Annotated in this window: 18 protein-coding genes and 1 tRNA gene; 9 read left to right on the plus strand and 10 right to left on the minus strand. The window is 72.7% G+C overall.

Annotation, left to right across the window (positions count from 1 at the left end; genetic code table 11):
• Positions 1–141 precede the first annotated feature (141 nt).
• Together ACN9MS_RS03645 and ACN9MS_RS03650 are read left to right on the plus strand one after the other, a co-directional pair.
• Positions 142–471 (plus strand): hypothetical protein, encoded by a 330-nt coding sequence (locus ACN9MS_RS03645; RefSeq protein WP_426310767.1) that lies wholly within the window; start codon positions 142–144, stop codon positions 469–471.
• A 445-nt stretch (positions 472–916) separates the two neighbouring features.
• Entirely contained in the window at positions 917–1,108 is a 192-nt protein-coding gene (locus tag ACN9MS_RS03650) for a hypothetical protein (protein ID WP_426310768.1), read from the plus strand.
• Positions 1,109–1,204: 96 nt separating this feature from the next.
• Here the strand turns inward: ACN9MS_RS03650 and ACN9MS_RS03655 are convergent.
• Positions 1,205–1,280, minus strand: a tRNA-Lys gene (locus tag ACN9MS_RS03655).
• 376 nt (positions 1,281–1,656) lie between these two features.
• On the opposite strand from ACN9MS_RS03655, the gene ACN9MS_RS03660 reads away from it, so the two are divergent.
• The gene (locus ACN9MS_RS03660) at positions 1,657–1,938 is read left to right on the plus strand and encodes a HesB/IscA family protein (RefSeq protein WP_047231388.1); all 282 of its coding nucleotides are present in this window, start codon (positions 1,657–1,659) and stop codon (positions 1,936–1,938) included.
• 131 nt (positions 1,939–2,069) lie between these two features.
• Here the strand turns inward: ACN9MS_RS03660 and ACN9MS_RS03665 are convergent, their stop codons facing one another.
• A complete protein-coding gene (locus ACN9MS_RS03665) occupies positions 2,070–2,786 on the minus strand; it encodes a M50 family metallopeptidase (RefSeq protein ID WP_426311814.1) in 717 nt (238 codons plus the stop codon).
• Positions 2,787–3,145: 359 nt separating this feature from the next.
• On the opposite strand from ACN9MS_RS03665, the gene ACN9MS_RS03670 reads away from it, so the two are divergent.
• Together ACN9MS_RS03670 and msrB are read left to right on the plus strand one after the other, a co-directional pair.
• Positions 3,146–4,657, plus strand: a complete 1,512-nt coding sequence (locus ACN9MS_RS03670) for a DEAD/DEAH box helicase (RefSeq protein ID WP_426310769.1) — start codon at positions 3,146–3,148, stop codon at positions 4,655–4,657.
• A gap of 134 nt (positions 4,658–4,791) precedes the next feature.
• Positions 4,792–5,220, plus strand: a complete 429-nt coding sequence (msrB, locus tag ACN9MS_RS03675) for a peptide-methionine (R)-S-oxide reductase MsrB (protein ID WP_313661710.1) — start codon at positions 4,792–4,794, stop codon at positions 5,218–5,220.
• On the opposite strand, the gene ACN9MS_RS03680 is transcribed toward msrB, so the two are convergent.
• The 5 genes from ACN9MS_RS03680 to ACN9MS_RS03700 all read right to left on the minus strand — a co-directional run bounded on the left by ACN9MS_RS03680 (position 5,189) and on the right by ACN9MS_RS03700 (position 10,316).
• Positions 5,189–5,650 (minus strand): DUF2809 domain-containing protein, encoded by a 462-nt coding sequence (locus ACN9MS_RS03680; protein ID WP_375808868.1) that lies wholly within the window; start codon positions 5,648–5,650, stop codon positions 5,189–5,191. The two genes, msrB and ACN9MS_RS03680, sit on opposite strands and share 32 nt — an antisense overlap.
• Before the next feature lie 19 nt (positions 5,651–5,669).
• On the minus strand, positions 5,670–6,173 hold the full coding sequence (locus tag ACN9MS_RS03685) for a MarR family winged helix-turn-helix transcriptional regulator (protein WP_426310770.1): 504 nt from the start codon (positions 6,171–6,173) through the stop codon (positions 5,670–5,672).
• 152 nt (positions 6,174–6,325) lie between these two features.
• Positions 6,326–7,978 (minus strand): MDR family MFS transporter, encoded by a 1,653-nt coding sequence (locus ACN9MS_RS03690; protein ID WP_426311815.1) that lies wholly within the window; start codon positions 7,976–7,978, stop codon positions 6,326–6,328.
• A 204-nt stretch (positions 7,979–8,182) separates the two neighbouring features.
• On the minus strand, positions 8,183–8,686 hold the full coding sequence (locus ACN9MS_RS03695) for a MarR family winged helix-turn-helix transcriptional regulator (protein ID WP_172820077.1): 504 nt from the start codon (positions 8,684–8,686) through the stop codon (positions 8,183–8,185).
• A gap of 175 nt (positions 8,687–8,861) precedes the next feature.
• Positions 8,862–10,316, minus strand: coding sequence for a sugar porter family MFS transporter (locus tag ACN9MS_RS03700; RefSeq protein WP_426310771.1), 1,455 nt, complete (start codon positions 10,314–10,316; stop codon positions 8,862–8,864).
• Positions 10,317–10,578: 262 nt separating this feature from the next.
• Here ACN9MS_RS03700 and ACN9MS_RS03705 point away from each other — a divergent pair, with 262 nt between their 5' ends.
• The 3 genes from ACN9MS_RS03705 to ACN9MS_RS03715 all read left to right on the plus strand — a co-directional run bounded on the left by ACN9MS_RS03705 (position 10,579) and on the right by ACN9MS_RS03715 (position 13,334).
• The gene (locus ACN9MS_RS03705) at positions 10,579–11,178 is read left to right on the plus strand and encodes a hypothetical protein (protein ID WP_047231598.1); all 600 of its coding nucleotides are present in this window, start codon (positions 10,579–10,581) and stop codon (positions 11,176–11,178) included.
• A 528-nt stretch (positions 11,179–11,706) separates the two neighbouring features.
• Positions 11,707–12,327: a DUF47 domain-containing protein gene (locus ACN9MS_RS03710; protein WP_047231395.1), complete on the plus strand. Its 621-nt coding sequence runs from the start codon at positions 11,707–11,709 to the stop codon at positions 12,325–12,327.
• 5 nt (positions 12,328–12,332) lie between these two features.
• Positions 12,333–13,334 carry an anion permease gene (locus tag ACN9MS_RS03715; protein WP_426310772.1) on the plus strand — a complete coding sequence of 334 codons (1,002 nt, stop codon included), beginning with the start codon at positions 12,333–12,335 and terminating at the stop codon, positions 13,332–13,334.
• Between the two features lie 100 nt (positions 13,335–13,434).
• On the opposite strand, the gene ACN9MS_RS03720 is transcribed toward ACN9MS_RS03715, so the two are convergent.
• Genes ACN9MS_RS03720 through mshD form a run of 3 tightly spaced genes read right to left on the minus strand, consistent with a single transcriptional unit; the run spans position 13,435 to position 17,809 of the window.
• Positions 13,435–14,472 (minus strand): NUDIX hydrolase, encoded by a 1,038-nt coding sequence (locus tag ACN9MS_RS03720; protein WP_426310773.1) that lies wholly within the window; start codon positions 14,470–14,472, stop codon positions 13,435–13,437.
• 3 nt (positions 14,473–14,475) lie between these two features.
• A complete protein-coding gene (locus ACN9MS_RS03725) occupies positions 14,476–16,740 on the minus strand; it encodes an RNA degradosome polyphosphate kinase (protein WP_426310774.1) in 2,265 nt (754 codons plus the stop codon).
• A 43-nt stretch (positions 16,741–16,783) separates the two neighbouring features.
• Positions 16,784–17,809 carry a mycothiol synthase gene (mshD, locus tag ACN9MS_RS03730; protein ID WP_426310775.1) on the minus strand — a complete coding sequence of 342 codons (1,026 nt, stop codon included), beginning with the start codon at positions 17,807–17,809 and terminating at the stop codon, positions 16,784–16,786.
• Between the two features lie 161 nt (positions 17,810–17,970).
• On the opposite strand from mshD, the gene ACN9MS_RS03735 reads away from it, so the two are divergent.
• Positions 17,971–19,278, plus strand: a complete 1,308-nt coding sequence (locus tag ACN9MS_RS03735) for an MFS transporter (RefSeq protein ID WP_426310776.1) — start codon at positions 17,971–17,973, stop codon at positions 19,276–19,278.
• The last annotated feature ends 99 nt before the right edge of the window (positions 19,279–19,377 follow it).

Raw genomic sequence — 19,377 nt, forward strand, 5'->3', positions numbered from 1 at the left:
GACCCGACGCTCCGGCCCCGCGGCGCGGCGCACAACCAACAACGGATGAACACACGGCGCACGCGACGCGCCGACCGGCGCCTGTGTGCGGTCCTCTGCTCCCGATACGCTCGGGCAACCGATGTGGACGATCCTCGTGCTGTGCGCGTTCCTCGCACTCCTGGCCGCCGCGGTGTGGCCGGCGGTGCAGCGCCGTGGTGCCCCGGGCGCGGGTTCCGCGGGGTCCTCGCCGCCTCCACCGTGCTGCTCCTGCCGGTCCTGATGCTCGTGACGACGGCACCGCGCGACGGCACCGTCGACGGACAGCGGTACACGTGCATCGAGGAGCCTCTCGGAGGTCTGAACCCGCTGTCGTCCGACGCGACCGACGCGTGTGTCCGGGCCAACTGGATGGTGATCGCCGTCGTGCTGCTCGGGTGCGCGGTGCTGGTGGCTCTGGAGCATCTCGTCCTCCGCCGTCGTGCCCGATGACGCGGCGAAAGGTCCGATGGCGGGTGCGGGCCGTCCCGGAAGCGCCGCCTCGCGGTGCTCGCGGGGGCGTCCTATGACTCCCCGGCACCTGGAGCCCCAGCGGCGATCGACCAGCCTCGGTCGTCAGCTTCTCGACTGGTCTGCCGTCGCGTACCGATGGGTGGACGGACTGCCGTGTGAGCGGCTGTGGCTGCGACCGGTGTTGCTCGTGGCGTTGCTTCTCCTGGCGTCGTCTTGCGGCGGCGCTCTCGGGAGTGTCGCCATGTTGCTGGGCGTACCGGTCGAGCCGTGGTTCTGGTGGGGGTTCGCGCTCCCGGTGGTCGCGGTGACGCTCTTCGGGCTCTACGCCCTGTGTGGGTGGCTGTCCGCGCTGGATCGATCCGGGGCGCGGTGGCGTACTCATCGGTGAGGTCCGGGCAGGGCTGTGGCGTGAAAGAGTGTGCCCGTGCTCGTGCTCGTCGATGTCCTGCTGCTGCTCGCGCTGGTCACAGCGCTGCTCGCTGCGGTGCTCCTGCGCTCGGCCTACGTGGTGACGCAGGACCCACGACTGCGTCGTTCGCTCGCGACTTGGGGTTGGCCCCTTGCCGCGGCAGCCGTGGTTCTCGGTCTCGTGGTGCTGGCCCTCGACGGCGCGTAAGCCCGCCATGTCCGCAGGTCGAAAGAGGGGCTTTGGGGGTGAACATCGGCCTGCGGCGAACCAGTGCCCCGCAGATCGTTGCGATTCCCATGGTTGTGGTGGGCCCCGTGGGGTTCGAACCCACAACCTACGGATTAAAAGTCCGCAGCTCTGCCAGTTGAGCTAGAGGCCCTGGACGCCGACCAGCGCCCACGCACAGGCTACCCGCGCGCCGGGTCGGCAGTTCGCATCGACGTCGGCAGCTTCGGTCGAGATCGGCAACCCGGCTCGCCGATCTGGGCAGGAGCTGCCGAACTCGCTCCGAAGGTCCCGCTGTGCGCGCGGGCGCGCACCCTACGTGGGTCATGGAGCGCTGTCACGCGCGGTCTTGCTCCGTGAGAAATTCGGTGAGAATCGGGCGATTCGCTTGCGAGTGGCGCGTGTTCTTGTTTCGGTGGAGTGGACCGAGGAGCCCGCGGGAGGGTGCACCGACGGCAGGTCACGCCAGCCAGGCGTGAGCCGCACGGACGTGTCCCGCAGGGTTCCGCCCGGCGACGAGAGGAGCTCTCGTGCTCACCCTGACCGACAACGCCCGTACCGCTGTCCACGACCTGCAGACCCAGGCCGGTGTCCCCGAGGGAGGCGGTCTGCGGATCGCCGAGTCCGCGGACCAGGCGGGCAGCTTCGAGCTCGCGCTCGTACCCGCCCCGCAGCCCGACGACACGGTCGTCGAGGACGGGGAGGCGAAGGTGTTCGTGGAGTCCGCCACGGCCCCGACGCTCTCGAACCTCACGCTCGACACGGACCCGAACGCGCAGGGCCCGGCGTTCGTCCTGACTCCTCAGGGCTGACCCACCAGTTCTACCGGCGCCCGCGCCGGACGATCTCGACGACGCGTCCTCCTCCTCCAGGCGCGTCCTCAGGTCGCACGACGGGCCGTCCGCTCCGGCGGGCGGCCCGTCGTCGTGCCGGGGCGGCGGCCTCAGGCCGCCGGACCCACGATCCACGACCCGCCGAGCACGGCGGCGCCGAGCGTGACGACGAGGAACACGCCCACCCAGAACAGCCCGGGCACGTGCGTGAGGCGCGCGAGGATGTCGGCGTCGGACGTCGCCGCCCGTCCGCGCGACCGCTCGCTCTGCAGCTCGAGCACCGGCCGGACCGCGCCGAGCAGCAGGAACCACGTCACCGCGTAGGCGACGGCGCTCTGCACGTCGGGCGACGCCCACCACGACACGCCGACGAGCGCGGCGCCCGTGACGAGCACGGACCACAGCCCAAACCAGTTGCGGATCTGCAGCAGCATGAGGGCGAGCAGCACGACGAGCAGCCACAGCAGCCCGACGGCGTAGCCCTGGCGCAGGAGCGCGGCGGCGCCGAGCCCGATGAGGCCCGGGCCGACGTAGCCCATGAACGCGGTGAGGATCATGCCGAACCCGCGCGGCCGGCCCGACGACACGGTGAGCCCGGAGGTGTCGGAGTGCAGCCGGATACCCGAGAGGCGCCGTCCGGTGAGCAGCGCGGCGAGCGCGTGCGACGCCTCGTGCGCGATCGTCACGACGTGCCGCGCGACGCGCCAGACGGGGGTCACGAGCACGACGGCCAGCGCGAGCACGCCCATCGCGACGACGACGGCGGTCGCCGGGGGAGCGACGGGCGTCGTCGCGGCCTCCCACACCTGCCCGACGACGTCGCCCACGGAGGAGGCGACGTCGCCGCCCGAGGTGGTGCCGCCGTCGGACAGCACGGCCAGGTCTACGGCGAAGGAGGGCGTCAGCGCGTGCACGCGCGCCATTCCACCACAGCCCGCTAGGAGCTCGACACGCCGAACCGGGGGTTGCGGGTCACGGGACCGTCGGCGTGCCCCGCAACCCCGGGTTCGGCGCAGGGACCCGCCCCGGTAGAGGCGGACGAGACGCACCTCACCCGTGCTCCGGCGTCGGGCATGAGACACTGGAGGTTCGAGGGCAGCGCGATCCCGCGCGCCCCGCGTCGTGGAGATCCCCCCGGATTGCGTGCGGCGGACCCCGACCTTGAGCCCCGAGAGGCCCATCACCTGTGACTTCCTTTGCCGACTTCGGCCTGCCCAGCCCCGTCGTGCGCGAGCTCTCGCGCCAGGGCATCGACTCCCCGTTCCCCATCCAGACCGCCACGCTGCCCGACTCGCTGAAGGGCCGTGACGTCCTCGGCCGCGGCCGCACGGGCTCCGGCAAGACGCTCGCGTTCTCGCTGCCGACCGTCTCGCGCCTGTCGTGGGCCAAGTCGTCGCGCCAGCCGCGCCGGCCGCGCGCCCTCGTGCTGTGCCCGACGCGTGAGCTCGCCAACCAGATCAACGCCACGATGGAGCCGGTCGCCAAGGCGCTCGGCCTCGTGACGACGACGATCTTCGGTGGCGTCGCGCAGTCGCGCCAGGTCGCCGCGCTCGACAAGGGCGTGGACATCGTCATCGCGTGCCCCGGCCGCCTCGAGGACCTCCTGAACCAGCGCCTGCTCACGCTCGATGCCATCGAGATCACCGTGCTCGACGAGGCCGACCACATGGCCGACCTCGGGTTCCTGCCCGGCGTGAAGCGCATCATGGACAAGACCCCGAAGCAGGGGCAGCGCATGCTGTTCTCCGCGACGCTCGACAACGGCGTGGACCAGCTCGTCAAGCGCTACCTCAGCAACCCGGTGCGCCACTCGGTGGACGACGCAGCGGCCGCGCCCCCGCAGATGACGCACCACATCCTCGCGGTGCGCGACGCGGACGCGAAGAAGCAGATCGTGCACGAGCTCGCCTCGGGCTCGGGCCGCCGCGTGCTGTTCATGCGCACCAAGCACCAGGCGAAGAAGCTCGCGAAGCAGCTCACCGCGAGCGGCGTCCCGGCCGTCGACCTGCACGGCAACCTCGGCCAGGGCGCGCGCGAGCGCAACCTCGAGGCGTTCTCCTCGGGCGCGGTCAAGGTGCTCGTCGCGACGGACATCGCCGCGCGCGGCATCCACGTCGACGACGTCGAGCTCGTCGTGCACGTCGACCCGCCGGCCGAGCACAAGGCGTACCTGCACCGCTCGGGCCGCACCGCGCGCGCCGGGTCGGAGGGCGTCGTCGTCACGGTCATGCTGCCGGAGCAGCGTGGCGACGTGCGCGACCTCACGCGCAAGGCGAAGATCACGGCCCAGCCGAAGCCCGTCGCCCCCGGCGACGCGACGATCAAGGGCCTCGTCGGCGAGGTCGCGGAGTACGTGCGCCCGGCGGACATCACCCCGCCGCAGACGCAGGCGAAGCGCGGCACCACGTCCACCAACGGCGGGTCGCGGGCGTCGCGCCGCAACCGCGGCGGTCAGGGCGGCGGCCGTCCGGCGGCCCAGGGTGCCGGTCAGGGCACGACGGCGCAGCGCGGCCAGGGCGGTCAGCGCCCGGCGGGTGCGGGTCGCCCCGAGGGCGGCGGCAGGGACGGACGCGGCGCCCCGGGCACCGGGAACGGCGCGGCGGGCCAGGGCGGCGGCCGTCGTCGCGGCGGCCGCGGTCGCGCGCAGCGCCCCGCCGGCGGTTCGGGCACCGTCTACTCGACCTCCACCCCGCGCTGACGCCCCCCAAACGCTGAGTGCATGAAATAGTCGCGGTCGAACCGATTCGGCCGCGACTATTTCATGCACTCAGCGGGTGGGTGGGGCGGGAACACCGGGGCTCTGCGCGCGGTTGGGATCGTCGGAGGTGGATCATGACCAGCCAGACCCACGACAACCAGCCCTACGAGGTCGTCAAGACCGACGCCGAGTGGCGCGCCGAGCTGTCGCCGCAGGAGTTCGCCGTGCTGCGGCAGGCGGGGACCGAGCGCGCGTGGACGGGCGAGCTGCTCGACGAGAAGCGCGTCGGCGTCTACGCGTGTCGCGCGTGCGGCAACGAGCTGTTCCGCTCGGACACCAAGTTCGACTCCCACTGCGGGTGGCCGAGCTTCTTCAGCCCGCTCGCGGGCGACCGCGTCGAGCTCCTCACCGACCGCAGCCTCGGCATGGTGCGCACCGAGGTGCGCTGCGCGCGCTGCGGGTCGCACCTGGGCCACGTGTTCGACGACGCGCCCCAGACCCCGACGGGCGACCGGTTCTGCATGAACTCGGTCAGCCTGACGTTCGAGGCGGGCGCGGAGTAGTCGGTCGGGCGCCGGCCCACGTGTCGACCGCGCACGCGAGGCCGACGCCCACGAGATAGCAGACGAGGTCCCGCACCGCGAACGTGCTGCCCAGCAGCCACGCCGCGGGCGGGACCGCGTCGTTCACGGCGGCAGCCAGCCCCGCGGCCTGCAGCGCCTCGACCGCCCAGCACCAGCCGAGCGCGAGGGCGCCCGCGACGAGCGGGCGGACGCGCGCGAGCACGAGGACCACGAGCACGTAGGTCGCGACGGCGTAGAGGACGTCACCGCCGACGTCCCCCCACGGGTCGGGCGCCCGCGTCGCGACGAGGAACCCCGCGACCACGACGAGCCCGAGCACGACGGCGACGACGAGGCGCCGCCGACGGGGTCGCGAGTGCAGCGGTGCGGCGACCGCACGCGGCGCGCGGCCGCCGTCGGGCACCGTCACGCGAGGTCAGGGCGAGGCGTCACCGGTTCGCGGCCCAGCGCACGACGTCCTCGGAGTAGCGGTGCAGCAGGTCCGCGAGCGTCGCGACGTCGGCGCGGTCCCAGCCGTCGAGCGCCTCGGTGATCGAGATGACCCGGCCGCTGTGCGCGGCGTGGAGCCGGGCCTCGCCGTCGGGAGTGAGGGTGATGAGCTGCCCGCGCGAGTCGTCGGGGTCGACCTCGCGCGCGACGAGGCCCAGCGCGTGGAGCCGGCTGAGCTGACGCGAGATCGTCGCCCGCCCGACGCCGAAGTGCGCCGCGAGCTCGGAGCCCCGGACGCCCGGGTGGTCGGCGATGTGCGCGAGCAGCGGATACGCGCTCGCCTCGAGGTCCGGGTGGATCCGGCGCGCCATGGCGGTCGCCGCCGCACCTCCGCGGCGCAGCAGGACGCGCAGCTCGCGTTCGAGATCGACGTACGCGACGTCCGGCTCGGCGGCGCGCGCGGCGTCGGGAACGGGGCGGGTGGGAGCGGTCTCGGCGGGCACACGCCCATTCTGACGCCCGGGACGGCACGCGGTCACGCCCGTCCGGAAAACCTCACCCGCTGGACGACCGACCAACACGCTGAGTGCATGAAATATGCGGCCCCGAACCGATTCGAGACCGCATATTCCATGCACTCAGCGTGCGGGGTGGGTCAGCGCGACGAGCGCGTCCCCGCCTCGTCGGCCACGCCCGCAGGTTCCCACGCCTCGAGGAGCGTCGACTCCGTCTCCTCGGCCAGCGTCACGCGGCCGGGGGTCGCGTCGACCGGGGCCTCGCTGCCGGCGAGCGCGGCCTCCTTCTCGAGGCGCTCCTGCAGGCCGGTCTTGGTGCCGAGCGGCACCTCCTTGAGGAACGACACCGCGATCAGCGCGACGAGCGCCAGCGGCACGGCGACGAGGAAGATCTCGGCGATGCCGTCGCCGTAGGACTTCTCGACGAGGTCCTTGATCGGCGCGGGCAGGGTCGAGACGTCGGGCACGGCGTTGCCGCCGCCCATCGAGTCGGCCGGGATGCCGAGCTTGGTCAGGCCGTCCTGGATCGACGTCGTGACCTTGGTCGCGAGCACCGCGCCGAGCACGGACACGCCGATCGCGCCGCCGAGGCTGCGGAAGAACGCGACGGTCGAGGTGCCGGCGCCCATCTCGTCGACGTCGAGCGTGTTCTGCACGGCGAGCACGAGGTTCTGCATGAGCATGCCCATGCTGACGCCGAGGAAGAACAGGTAGACGCTGATGAGCGTGAAGCTCGTGTGGTAGTCGATCGTCGACAGGGCGAACAGCGACGCCACGAGGACCGCGCCACCCGTGACCATAAAGGCCTTGTAGCGGCCGTAGCGCGTGATGAGCTGGCCGAACAGGGTCGACGCGACGAACGTGCCGACGATCATCGGGATCGTCAGGAGGCCCGACTCGGTCGGGGTCTTGCCGCGCGCCACCTGCATGTACTGGCTGAGGAACACGGCGGTGCCGAACATCGCGACACCCACCGCGACCGAGGCGACGACCGCGAGGACGAACGTGCGGTTCTTGAAGAGGTGCAGCGGGATGAGCGGCTCGGGGGTCACGCGCTCGACGAGCACGGCACCGACGAGCGCGAGTACCGCGCCGCCGACCATCGCGAACGTCTGCCACGAGAGCCACTCGAAGTTCTGCCCGGCGAACGTCACCCACAGCAGGAGCGAGGACACGCCGGCGCTGATGAGGATCGCGCCCCAGTAGTCGATCCGGACGACGCGGCGCGCGACCTTCGGCAGGTGCAGCGTGCGCTGGAGCACGATGATCGCGGCGATCGCGAACGGCAGCCCGACGAAGAAGTTGAGGCGCCAGCTCACGGCGTCGGTGAGGACACCGCCCAGGAGCGGTCCGCCGATCTGGCTGACGGCCATGATGCCGCCCATGAGGCCCATGAACTTGCCGCGCTCGCGCGGCGAGATGATGTCCGTGATGAGCACGGTGGCGAGCGCCATGAGGCCGCCCGCACCGATGCCCTGGAACGCGCGGAGCGCGATGAGCGTCCCGACGTTCTGCGACAGGCCGGCGAGCGCCGAGGAGACGACCGCGACGACGAGCGCGACCTGGATGAGGACCTTGCGGTTGGTGAGGTCGGCGAGCTTGCCCCAGATCGGGGTCGAGATCGTCATGGCGAGCAGGGTCGAGGTGACGACCCAGGTGTAGGACGACTGCGAGCCGTCCAGGTCGCTGACGATCTTGGGGAGCGAGCTCGAGACGATCGAGCTCGCGAGGATCGCGACGAACATGCCGAGGAGGATCCCGGAGAGGGACTCCATGACCTCGCGACGGGTCATGGACGTCTCGGTGCCGCCGGGCGGGGCGGTGCGTTCTGGTGTGGTGCTGGTCATGAGGCGCAGAGGTTCCTTGCTCACGGGGCCGTGTCGGAGGGCCGCGTGTCGTGGGGTGGTGTCAGGTGGTCTGGTGGCCGGTCCGCGCGGCGGCGCGGGCGGCGGTCGGGGGGCGTGCCCGACGGCGGTCGTGCCGCCGGGCGCCGTCGGTCACCCGGTCGTGCGGGGAGCGTCGTGGCCGGCGACGACCGCCGCGGCGACGCGCTCGATGTGGCGTGTGGCCTCGACGATCTCGTCGTCGTGCCACTCGGCGAACGTGGTGGCGGCCAGGGCGTCGATGTGCTCGTACGCCCGCAGGACGAGCGTGCGCCCGTCCTCGGTGAGCTCGACGGTCCGGGCGCGCCGGTCGTCGTCGTCCACCGTGCGGCGGACGAGGCCCTCGTCGACCAGGTGGCTCACCTGGCGGCTGGCCACGGACAGGTCGACGCGGAGCCTCGCGGCGACGTCCCCGAGCTGGACGGGACCGCACCGCTGGAGCATGCGGAGCAGCCCGAACGAGGAGCGCGGGATGTCGAGGTCCCGCGCGATCCGCACTGCCGACTCGCGCTGCGCGCGGGCCAGCTCGTCGAGCGCGCGGATGAGGCCCGCCGCGGGGGACGGGTCGGGTGCGAGCTCGGGGGCCGCGGTGGTCGCGGAGGGGGTGATGACGGGCACGACTACTCCTTGGTTGCTGCAGGCAAGCATACGCCTCGCAGTTGCTTTCAGCAACCATTGTGTGGAGCAAGGAATTCCCGGGCGTCCCGTCGAGGCCCGGAAACGGCCGAACCCGGGGTCCGTCCCCACCCGGCGCGTGCCGTGAGGACCGACCCCGGGTTCGGGACGAGAGGCGTCAGTGCGCGGTGCGCCCTACGCGCTCGTCGCCCATGTCCTCGAGCTCGATGCCCTTGGTCTCCGGGACCTTGCTGAAGACGAAGACGAACGACAGCGCCGCGAAGATCGCGTACATGAGATAGGGGATCGTGGCGCCGAACGCCGACAGCATCGGCGGGAACGTGAGGGTGATCGCGAAGTTCGCGAGCCACTGCGCCATCGCCGCGACGCCGAGCGCGGCCGCGCGGATGCGGTTCGGGAACATCTCGCCCAGCAGCACCCAGACGAGCGGCCCCCACGACGCCCCGAAGAACACGACGAACGCGTTCGCGGCGACCAGGGCGATAGGCCCCCAAGGGTCGGGCAGCGTGATGTCCTTGCCGCTCCCGACCGCCTGCGTGAACGCGAGCGCCATGAGGCCGAGCGAGACCGTCATGCCTGCCGAGCCGATGAGCAGGATCGGACGACGCCCCACCTTGTCCACGAGCGCGATCGCGATGAACGTCACCGCGACGTTCGTCACGGACGTGATCGTCGAGACGAGGAACGACTGGCTCTCGTCGAACCCGACCGCCTGCCACAGCGTCGTCGAGTAGTAGAAGATCACGTTGATCCCGACGAACTGCTGGAACACCGAGAGCAGGATGCCGACCCACACGATGGGCTTGAGCCCGAACGACGAGCCCTTGAGCGTGCCCTCCTGGGCGTTCTTCTCGTCGACCGCGATCGAGCGGTGGATCTGCGCGATGCGGTCGTCGACGTCCTCCTCCGGGCCGAGCACGGACTCCAGCACGGCGCGTGCCTCGTCGTCCCGACCCTTCGCCACCAGGTAGCGCGGGGACTCGGGGATGCGCAGGGCCAGGATGCCGTACACGGCCGCCGGGATCACGCACACGAGGAACATCCACCGCCACGCCTCCCACCCGAGCCACAGCTCGTTGGAGGCGCCGCCAGCGGTCTCCGCGAGGAGCTGGTCGGACAGCAGGGCCGCGAAGATGCCGACCGTGATCGCGAGCTGCTGGAGCGAACCCATGCGGCCGCGGAGGCGGGCAGGCGCGATCTCGGCGATGTACGCCGGCGCGATGACCGAGGCGATGCCGATCCCGACACCCGCCATGAAGCGCCAGATCGCGAGGTCGAACGCCGACCACGCGATCGCGGACAGGATCGAGGAGACGAAGAACAGGATCGCGCCGAACACCATCACGCGCGTGCGACCCCAGCGGTCAGCGAGCTTGCCGCCCGACCAGGCGCCGAGCGCGCACCCCAGGAGGGCGATCGCGACGACGAGTCCGGTGACTGCGGAGTCGAGGTCGAACTGCCCCTCGATCGCCGCGACCGCACCGTTGATGACGGAGCTGTCGAAGCCGAACAGGAAGCCGCCGACCGCGGCGGCGACGGCCAGACCGATGGCCTTGCGGTGGGCGCTGCGTGCGCTCACGGTCCCGTGACCTGCTGCGTCGCTGCTCGACATCTCTCCTCCGCTCCTTCCGGAGCCGGTAGGAGGCCCCTTTCGTCACTGTAGGACGGGGTGCTCGCGGTGGCGCGGTGAACGGGGTGCGGCGAACGTCACGCGCGGACCCGCGCCGCGCCGGCACCGCGAGCAGGCCGCGCCGGTGCGACCGCACGCTCGCCGGGTGGAGACTGGGCGCGTGCCCGACGACGCCTCCACCACCCCCGGACCCCGTCCCGACCCCGGCCGGTCCGACCGCTGGCAACGGCCACGCCGCCCGGCGATGCTCGACCCGCGCGACGCGGACGAGCTCCCCGGCGAGCTCGACCCCGCGCTGCGCGACCAGGTCGCGCACACGACCGCGCACGCGATCGTGCACCGTGCCCGCGACACCGAGGACCCCCAGGTCGTCGAGCGCCTGGTCCATCTCGTCGAGACCGAGGGGCTCGACGTCGTCGCCGGCCTGTGGTCCGACGCGGCGCCGAACTCCCTGCCGGGCGCGCTCTGGCGGCTCTACGTGCTGCGCGAGTGGGTGCGTCGCGACCCGCAGACGGTGGCGCTGCGGTATCGGCTCGGGGTCGACGCCGCACCGGTCCACGAGGCCATCGCCGGCGTGCCCCGGCCGCCCGGGCCGCAGGACGTGCGGGACCTCGCCGACGCCGTGCTCTCCGGAGTGTTCACCGGCGACCTCGCGGTCGCGCTCGAACGCGCCGGGTCGTTCTGCCGGATCCTCGCCACCGGCGCCGCGTTCGACGCCGACGCCCGCGAGGTCGCCGACCCCGACGGCGCGCTCCGCATGACCCGCGGCGCCGGGTCGCTGCTCCGCACCGCGCAAGAGCTCGAGCACGCCGCCGAGCTCTGGCGCGCCGACCGCCTCGACTGAGCGGCCGCGGGGTCAGGGTTCTACCTCGGCTGGCTGGGGGAGCAGGGTGGGGGTTCCGGGGGCGGTGCGCACGTCGGGGGGTGGGGTTCTCGCGGAGCGCGAACACGGGGCCGGCCGGGTACCTCGCGGGGCGCCCGGCACGTACGATGGTTCACGACGCCGGGCCGCGGTAGCCCCGGGCTCCACACTCAGCCGCTACGAGCGGCCACGCGCCGAGAGGCGCTCCCGGTCCGGCGTCACTACTTCCCCTCCTGGTGCGAGCACGACGCCGTGCGCCAGCAGGCCGCCCCGGCGAGGACGCCGGGCGCGGGCTGTGAGCGTCCTGAGGATCCGGGACCTTCGCCCCGACGATTCCAGCATCGCTCCGCGCGTCGGCTACATTTGACGAGAGTTCGACGTGCGTTCATCCAGAGATCATCCGACCCGAGATCGTGACCACCCCGGCCGACCGGCCCGTCCGGCGGCCGAGCGGCCCTTGTGGCCGACGCCAGCTCAGACCCCTACCCCGCGTCCCTTCCGGAGCCTCCCGTGCGCCTGCGCCTGACACCGCGCGACACCTCGTTCTTCGACCTTCTCGCCGCCTCGGCGCAGCACCTGGTCACCGGATCAACGCTCCTCGCGGAGCTGCTCGGCGCGGACCGTCCGACGCGCAAGCAGCTCGCGAAGCAGCTCAGCGAGACCGAGCACCTCGCGGACGACGCGACGCACTCGATCATGCGCCGGCTCAACCAGACGTTCGTCACGCCGTTCGACCGGGACGACATCTACGCCCTCGCGTCGGCGCTCGACGACTGCATGGACTTCATGGAGGAGGCGGCCGACCTCATCGTCCTCTACAAGGTGGACGAGCTCCCGGCCCGCGTGTCCGAGCAGGTCCAGGTGCTCCAGCGGGCGTCGGAGCTCACGGCCGAGGCGATGCCTCGCCTGCGCTCCATGGACGACCTCCCCGAGTACTGGGTCGAGGTCAACCGCCTGGAGAACCAGGCGGACAAGGTGCACCGCAAGCTGCTCGCCGAGCTGTTCGACGACGTCTCCGACCCGGTCCTCCTCATGAAGCTCAAGGAGATCGTCGAGGTCCTCGAGCAGGCGGCCGACGCCTTCGAGAAGGTCGCGAACACGGTCGAGACCATCGCCCTCAAGGAGTCCTGAGCCCCGTGGAGGCAGTGCTCGTCGTCGTCGTCGTGGCCTTCGCCCTGGCGTTCGACTACACCAACGGGTTCCACGACGCCGCGAACGCCATCGCGACCTCGGTCTCGACCAGGGCCCTCACGCCGCGCGCGGCGCTCCTCATGGCCGCGGTGTTCAACCTCATCGGTGCCCTGCTCGGCACCGCCGTCGCGCAGACCATCGCCGAGGACATCGTCGCCGTGAACGACGTGCCACCCCATCAGGGCCTCGTGATCGTCCTGTGCGGGCTCATCGGCGCGATCACGTGGAACCTCATCACGTGGTGGCTGGGGCTGCCGTCGTCGTCGACGCACGCGATCATCGGCGGCCTCGCGGGCGTCGGCATCGCGTCGGGGATCACGGTCCACTGGGACGCGATCCTCGACAAGGTCGTGCTCCCCATGGTCTTCTCGCCGCTCATCGGCTTCGGTCTCGCGTTCGCGCTCATGGTGCTGCTGCTGTGGGTGTTCCGGAACGCGGCGCCCGCCCGGGCGTTCCGCCGTTTCCGCATCGCGCAGACGGCGTCGGCGGCGGCGATGGCCCTGGGTCATGGTCTCCAGGACGCGCAGAAGACGATGGGCGTGATCGTGCTCGCGCTCGTCGCGGGCGGGTTCCAGGACGACAACACGATCCCGCTGTGGGTCAAGCTGTCCGCGGCGACCGCGATCTCGCTCGGTACCTACGCCGGCGGGTGGCGCATCATGCGCACGCTGGGCCGCAAGATCATCGAGCTCGACCCGGCGCGCGGCTTCGTCGCCGAGTCGGTCTCCGCGGTCGTGCTGTACGCGAACGCGTTCATCTTCCACGCGCCGGTGTCGACGACGCACACGATCACCTCCGCGATCATGGGCGTCGGTGCGACCAAGCGGCTGTCCGCGGTCCGCTGGGGCGTCGCGAAGAACATCGGGGTCGCGTGGGTCCTGACCATCCCGGCGGCCGCGCTCGTCGCCGCCGTCGTCTACTGGATCCTCAGCCCGATCCTGCTCTGACGCCGCGCGCCGGACGCGCGCACCGCACACTGCGACGAGGACGGCGCTCCGCCGACCCGGGTTCCGCCTGGGTCCGCGGAGCGCCGTCCTCGTCCTGGTCTCAGTGCAGCGGCGGGGCGACCTTCTCCGCCGCGACGACGCGCGGGCCCTTGGGCGTGCGCGCCACGTGGGCGACGATCATCTCGCCCGGCTCGAGGAACGGGTCGTGCGTCGGCAGCGCGTTCGCGACGGGCCGCCGCGAGTGCTGCCCGAGCACGTCGAGCACGGTGGGCAGCACGGGCCGGTGGGTGCACAGCACCGACGACCGCTCGGCCTCGAGGAGCTCGCGGACGGTCCGCGCGACGCGCGCGGGGGAGCGCTCGTGCTGCGCCTCCGTGAGGTGGTCGATGCTCACGGTATCCAGCCCCGACGCGCCGGCGTAGGGCGCGATCGTCTGGGCGCACCGGTCCCAGCGGCTCGTCACGACGGTCTCGACGCCGTACGCCGCGAGCACGGGCACCAGGGCGACGGCCTGCGCGTGACCGGCGGGCGTGAGCGGACGGTCCTGCTCGTCGCCGTGCCACGCCGAGCGCGCGACGGCCTTGCCGTGCCGCGCGATGACGACGACGTGCGTCGCCAGCCGCCCCTCCTCGCGCTCGCGCACGAGCGCCTCGAGCGGGGCACGGTCGGCCTGGCGCGTGAGGCGCTGCGCGGCGTCGTCGGCCGACAGCCACGCGGCGCGGTCGATCTCCTGCGGCGACACCGGCGGGACGGGGGCGCGCGCGGCGAGCGCACCGGCGTCCGCCTTCTGCGACGCCCGGCGCGCGGCCCAGTAGTGCACCCGCTTCACGCGGCCCTCGGGCGTGAGGTACTGCAGGCCCGGCAGCGGGACGCCCAGCACGACCGGCTTGCCCGTCTCCTCGGCGACCTCGCGTGCGGCCGCGGCCTGGAAGGTCTCGCCGGGGTCGAGCTTGCCCTTGGGCCACGACCAGTCGTCGTAGCGGGGCCGGTGGACGAGGCGGACCTGCAGGTCGTCGTCGCGCACGCGCCACACGAGGGCCCCGGCGGACTCGATGACCGGGGCGTGCGAGACGTGCGTCGGGCCGAGGGCGTCCACGAGGGGCAGCCCGCTGCGCAGGGCGGGGGAGGGCACACCCATCCGCTACCGCCTCCCGACGAGCCGGCGGCGCTGTCGCTGCACGAGGCTCGCCTGGAGGTCGACGAGGGGCGTGCCGTCGGGCCCCGACTCGGGCCGGTGCCACGTGCCGTCGGCGTCGAGGTGCCAGGACGCGGTGCGCTCGGACATCGACACGTCGAGCAGGTCGAGCAGCTCGATGACCTGGTCGGGGTCCGTGATGCGCACGAGCGCCTCGACACGGCGGTCGAGGTTGCGGTGCATGAGGTCGGCCGAGCCGATGAACACCTCGGGCCCGCTCTCGGGGCCTTCTCCGATCGCGGGGCCGGCGGAGTTGGCGAAGGCGTAGATGCGCGAGTGCTCGAGGAAGCGGCCGAGGATCGAGCGCACGCGGATGTTCTCGCTGAGCCCGGGCACGCCTGGGCGGACGGCGCAGATGCCGCGCACGACGAGGTCCACCTTCACGCCCGCCTGCGACGCGCGGTACAGCGCGTCGAGCGTCGTCTCGTCGACGACGGAGTTGACCTTGATCTTCACCCACGCCTCGTGCCCGTCCTGCGCCGCGGCCGCCTCGCGGTCGATGCGCTCGACGAGCCCCGAGCGGACCGTGCGCGGCGCGACGAGCAGGCGGTGGAAGCGCGACTGGGGCGCGTACCCGGAGAGCTGGTTGAACAGCCGCGTGAGGTCCTGCCCGACGTCGGGGTCGCACGTGAGCAGGCCGTGGTCGGTGTACAGGCGTGCGGTCTTCGGGTGGTAGTTGCCCGTGCCGACGTGGCAGTAGCGCCGCAGGCCGTCCGACTCCTGGCGCACGACGAGCGAGAGCTTGCAGTGCGTCTTGAGCCCGACGATCCCGTACACGACGTGCACGCCCGCCTGCTCGAGCTTGCGCGCCCAGGAGATGTTGGCCTGCTCGTCGAACCGGGCCTTGATCTCGACGAGCGCGAGCACCTGCTTGCCCGCCTCGGCGGCGTCGATGAGCGCGTCGACGATCGGCGAGTCGCCCGACGTCCGGTACAGGGTCTGCTTGATCGCGAGGACCGCCGGGTCGGCCGCCGCCTGCTCGAGGAAGGTCTGGACCGACGTCGAGAACGAGTCGTACGGGTGGTGCAGCAGGACGTCACGCTCGCGGATCGCGGCGAACACGTCCGTGGGCGACGCGCTCTCGACCTCGGCGAGCAGGCGGTGCGTCGTCGGGACGAACGGGGGGAAGTGCAGGTCCGCGCGGTCGAGATCGGCGATGAGGTTGAGCCCGGTGAGGTCGAGCGGCTCGGGGATCTCGTACACCTCCTCCTCGACCACGCCGAGCTCGCGCACGAGCAGCGCGCGGATGCGCGGGCTGATCCCCGGTGTGAGCTCGAGCCGCACCGGCGGGCCGAACCGCCGCCGCAGGAGCTCCTTCTCCATGGCCTGGAGCAGGTTCTCGGCGTCGTCCTCCTCCACCTCCACGTCCTCGTTGCGCGTGACGCGGAACAGGTGGTGCTCGCGCACCTCCATGCCGGGGAACAGGTGGTCGAGGTGCTGGGCGATGACCTCCTCGATCGGCACGAACGACGTCGGCCCGCGGTCCGGGGCGGCCGTCTGCGACGTCGGCGCGCTCGGGCGGCCTCGCGCGTCCACGGCGATGAACCGCGGCAGGAGCGGCGGCACCTTGACGCGCGCGAAGTGCTCCTTGCCCGTGGTCGGGTTCGCCACCACGACCGCGAGGTTGAGCGACAGCCCCGAGATGTACGGGAACGGGTGGGCCGGGTCGACGGCGAGCGGCGTGAGCACGGGGAAGATCTGCTTGCGGAAGAACTTGTGCAGGCGCTCCTGCTCGCGCGTCTCGAGCTCGTCCCAGTGCACGAGCGTGATGCCCTCGGCGGCCAGGGCCGGCTGGACGTCGTCGGCGAACACGCGCGCGTGCCTCGCCATGAGGTCGTGCGCGCGCTCGCTGATCGCGTCGAGCACCTGGCGGGGCGAGAGCCCGGACGCGGCGGTGACCGCGATGCCGGTCGCCATGCGGCGCTTGAGCCCGGCGACGCGGACCATGAAGAACTCGTCCAGGTTGGACGCGAAGATCGCCAGGAACCGGACACGCTCCAGGAGCGGCTGGCTCGGGTCCTCCGCGAGCTCGAGCACGCGCTGGTTGAACGCGAGCCAGCTCAGCTCGCGGTCGGCGAACCGGTCGTCGGGCAGCGGACCGAGCCCGAGCTCCGCGCCCACCGGCTCGATCTCGGGTTCCTCCGCGATGTGCTCCGCGATGTGCGCGGCGAGGTCCGGGTCGAGCGTGCGCTGCGTGGACGTGTCGGTCATGGGTTCATGGTGGCACCAGTTGGTGAACGGTGCGTGACACGGGTCACCGAGCGGCCGGGCGCGCGTACTGCACGTGCACCGCACGGCGCGTGAAGCCGGCGCGCTCGTACGTGCGCACCGCGGGCACGTTGTCGCCGTCGACGTACAGCACCGCGGTGGTGGCCCCCCGCTCGACGAGGTGGGCGAGCCCGACGGCGGTCAGCAGCCGTCCGAGCCCCTCGCCCTGGGCGGTCGGGACCACGCCGACGACGTAGATCTCGCCCTCGCGTGCGCCGGCGGGCTGGCCGGTCGGGATCTTGGTCCACACGAACCCGACGAGCCCCGCCGTGCCGGAACCGGGAGCGGGGGTGCGTTCGAGGAGCAGGAGCCCGGCCGCGTCGAACCAGTCCTCGCGCATCCGTGCGCGCAGGTCGTCGACCGTGAGCCGACCCTGCTCCGGGTGGTGCGCGAACGCCGCCGCGTTGGCCTCGACCCACGCGGCGTCGTCGTCCCCCGGCACGAACGCGCGCAGCCGCAGGCCCGCGGGGATCTCGGGGCGCGGGTGCGCCCCCGGCCCGTCGAGGGGCCGCTCGAGGACGAGCAGCTCGCGCACGACGTCGTACCCCGCCCGTGCGGCGAGGCCGCGGGCCGCGGGGAGGTCGCCGTGGGCCCAGACGCGCAGCGGAGGGCGCGACGCCCGGGCGGGCTCGCCGTCGGTCTCCGCGCCGGGGCGTGGCTGCCCGTCGTGGTCGTGGTCGGGATCGCTCGGGCGCGGTTCGGCCGCGCGGTCGGCCGCGCTGCCGAGCAGGTGGAACCCGAGCCCGTGCCGCCGGTGCTCGGGGCGGACCACGAGCTCGGCGCTCGGTGCCTCGCCGCGCTTGTCCACCTGCGCGTACCCCGCGAGCTCGCCCGCCCGCCACGTGAGGAGGTGCACGACGTCGTCCGTCGCCTCGCGCAGGTTGAGCAGGGGCTGCTCCGAGAGGGCGGCGACGCCGTCCTCGCGCTCGGCGGCGGCGGCGAGGTCGTGGACCTGCGCGATCTCGACGTCGTCGATGAGCGGGCCGGTGTGCCAGAGGATCGCGGTCTCCACCGGTCCATCTTGCCCCCGAGGCCCGGGACCGGCCGAACCCGGCGCGCTCGCTCGACGCGTCGTGCCTGGTCGGGAAGGTTCGGGGGTGGGTGACGGTTGTCACGTCCGACGGTTCGCGGCATCGACGACGGAGGGCAGGGGGCGCCATGGGTGCGTGCGCGGTGGAGGAAGCGACGGAGCAGGTGCCCGGGGCGTCGCCCGCGACGGCGGCCCCGGTGCCGGCGGTGCAGGACAGGCCCGGACCGGCACCGTCTCCGGGCGAACCGCGAGAGCCGTCGATCTGGACCCGGAACTTCCGGTACTACTTCACTGCACGCAGCGCGGGGCTGCTGAGCTGGGCGATGCTGCCGGTCGCGGTCTCGGCCGGTCTGCTCAGCTCCGGGTACGGGCTGGCCGTCGCGGGGTACGCGATGGCGTTCCTCGTCGCCCCGTTCGCGGGCCTCGTGCTGTTCGGCGGCGTGCTCGCCGACCGGTTCACGGCGCGCCGGATGATGATCGTCGCCGACGTCGCGAACCTCACCGCGCACGTGCTCCTCGCGGTCCTCTTCGTGCGGGGCATCGACCACCTGTGGCACCTGTACGCGCTGCTCGTGGTGGCGGGCACCGCCAACGCGCTGTTCCAGCCGGGGGCCGCGTCGACCGTCCCCCTCGTGGCGCGCGACGTGCAGGGTGCGAACGGGATCCTCCGGACGTCCGAGGCGATCACCGGGCTCGGCGGCCCCGCGCTCGCCGGCGTCCTGGTCGGGTTCGGGTCGACGGGCTGGGTCATGATCCTCTCCGCCGTCGCCTACGGGACCAGCGCGCTGTGCCTCGTCGCGCTCCGGCTCGGCATCGTGCCCGCGCCCCCGGCCGGAGCGGGGCTCTGGCACAACCTCGCCGTCGGCTGGCGCGCGTTCCGCTCCCGCACCTGGCTGTGGGGCGTCATCGTCATCTGGATGGTCTACGCCGTGCTCGCCTGGGGGCCGCAGCTCCCCGTGGCGGCGGGCGTCGTCGTGCCGGAGCACGGTGCGACCGCGTTCGGCGTCCTCAACAGCGCGCTCGGCGTGGGGACGGTCGTCGGCGGGCTGCTCGCGATCCGCTTCAAGCCCCGGCGACCGCTCGCGGCCGGGGCCGTCGCCCTCGTCGCCTACCCCCTCTACCCGCTCGGTCTCGTGCTCGGCTGGCCGGTGTGGGCGCTCGCCGTCGCGCAGGTGCTCGTGGGCGTGGGGGTCGGGGTGTGGGGCGTCATGTGGGCGACGAGCGTCCAGACCCAGGTGCCGGGCGACGTGCTCAACCGGGTCCACGCGTACGAGGTCGCGGGGTCGGTCGGCATGTACCCGATCGGCGCCGCCCTGGCGGGGCCCGCCGTCGCCGCGTTCGGCACCGACCGCGTCCTCCTGGTGGGCGCGGTCGTGGGAACCCTCACGGTCGCGGCGCTCCTCGCCGTCCGGCCGATCCGCACGCTCCAGCGCGTCCCGGACCGGACCTGAAGGCTCCCCACACCGCTGACGGCTCGCGTCGCGTTCGGCACGTCACCCGGGTGGCGGGGAAGGTTCGGCAGGTCCGGGTCGTTGAGGGGGTCGTGAGCG

The organism is Cellulosimicrobium sp. E-16 (genome assembly GCF_049913115.1).
In the GTDB taxonomy this organism is placed as follows: Bacteria; Actinomycetota; Actinomycetes; order Actinomycetales; family Cellulomonadaceae; genus Cellulosimicrobium.

What these genes read in the sequence shown, in the direction of transcription:
- ACN9MS_RS03690 (WP_426311815.1), bottom strand. Translation starts at nt 7,978, where the DNA reads ATGACCCGTCGCGAGGTCATGGAGTCCCTCTCCGGGATCCTCCTCGGC.
- ACN9MS_RS03705 (WP_047231598.1), top strand. Translation starts at nt 10,579, where the DNA reads ATGCTCGACCCGCGCGACGCGGACGAGCTCCCCGGCGAGCTCGACCCC.
- ACN9MS_RS03720 (WP_426310773.1), bottom strand. Translation starts at nt 14,472, where the DNA reads ATGGGTGTGCCCTCCCCCGCCCTGCGCAGCGGGCTGCCCCTCGTGGAC.
- ACN9MS_RS03700 (WP_426310771.1), bottom strand. Translation starts at nt 10,316, where the DNA reads ATGTCGAGCAGCGACGCAGCAGGTCACGGGACCGTGAGCGCACGCAGC.
- ACN9MS_RS03725 (WP_426310774.1), bottom strand. Translation starts at nt 16,740, where the DNA reads ATGACCGACACGTCCACGCAGCGCACGCTCGACCCGGACCTCGCCGCG.
- msrB (WP_313661710.1), top strand. Translation starts at nt 4,792, where the DNA reads ATGACCAGCCAGACCCACGACAACCAGCCCTACGAGGTCGTCAAGACC.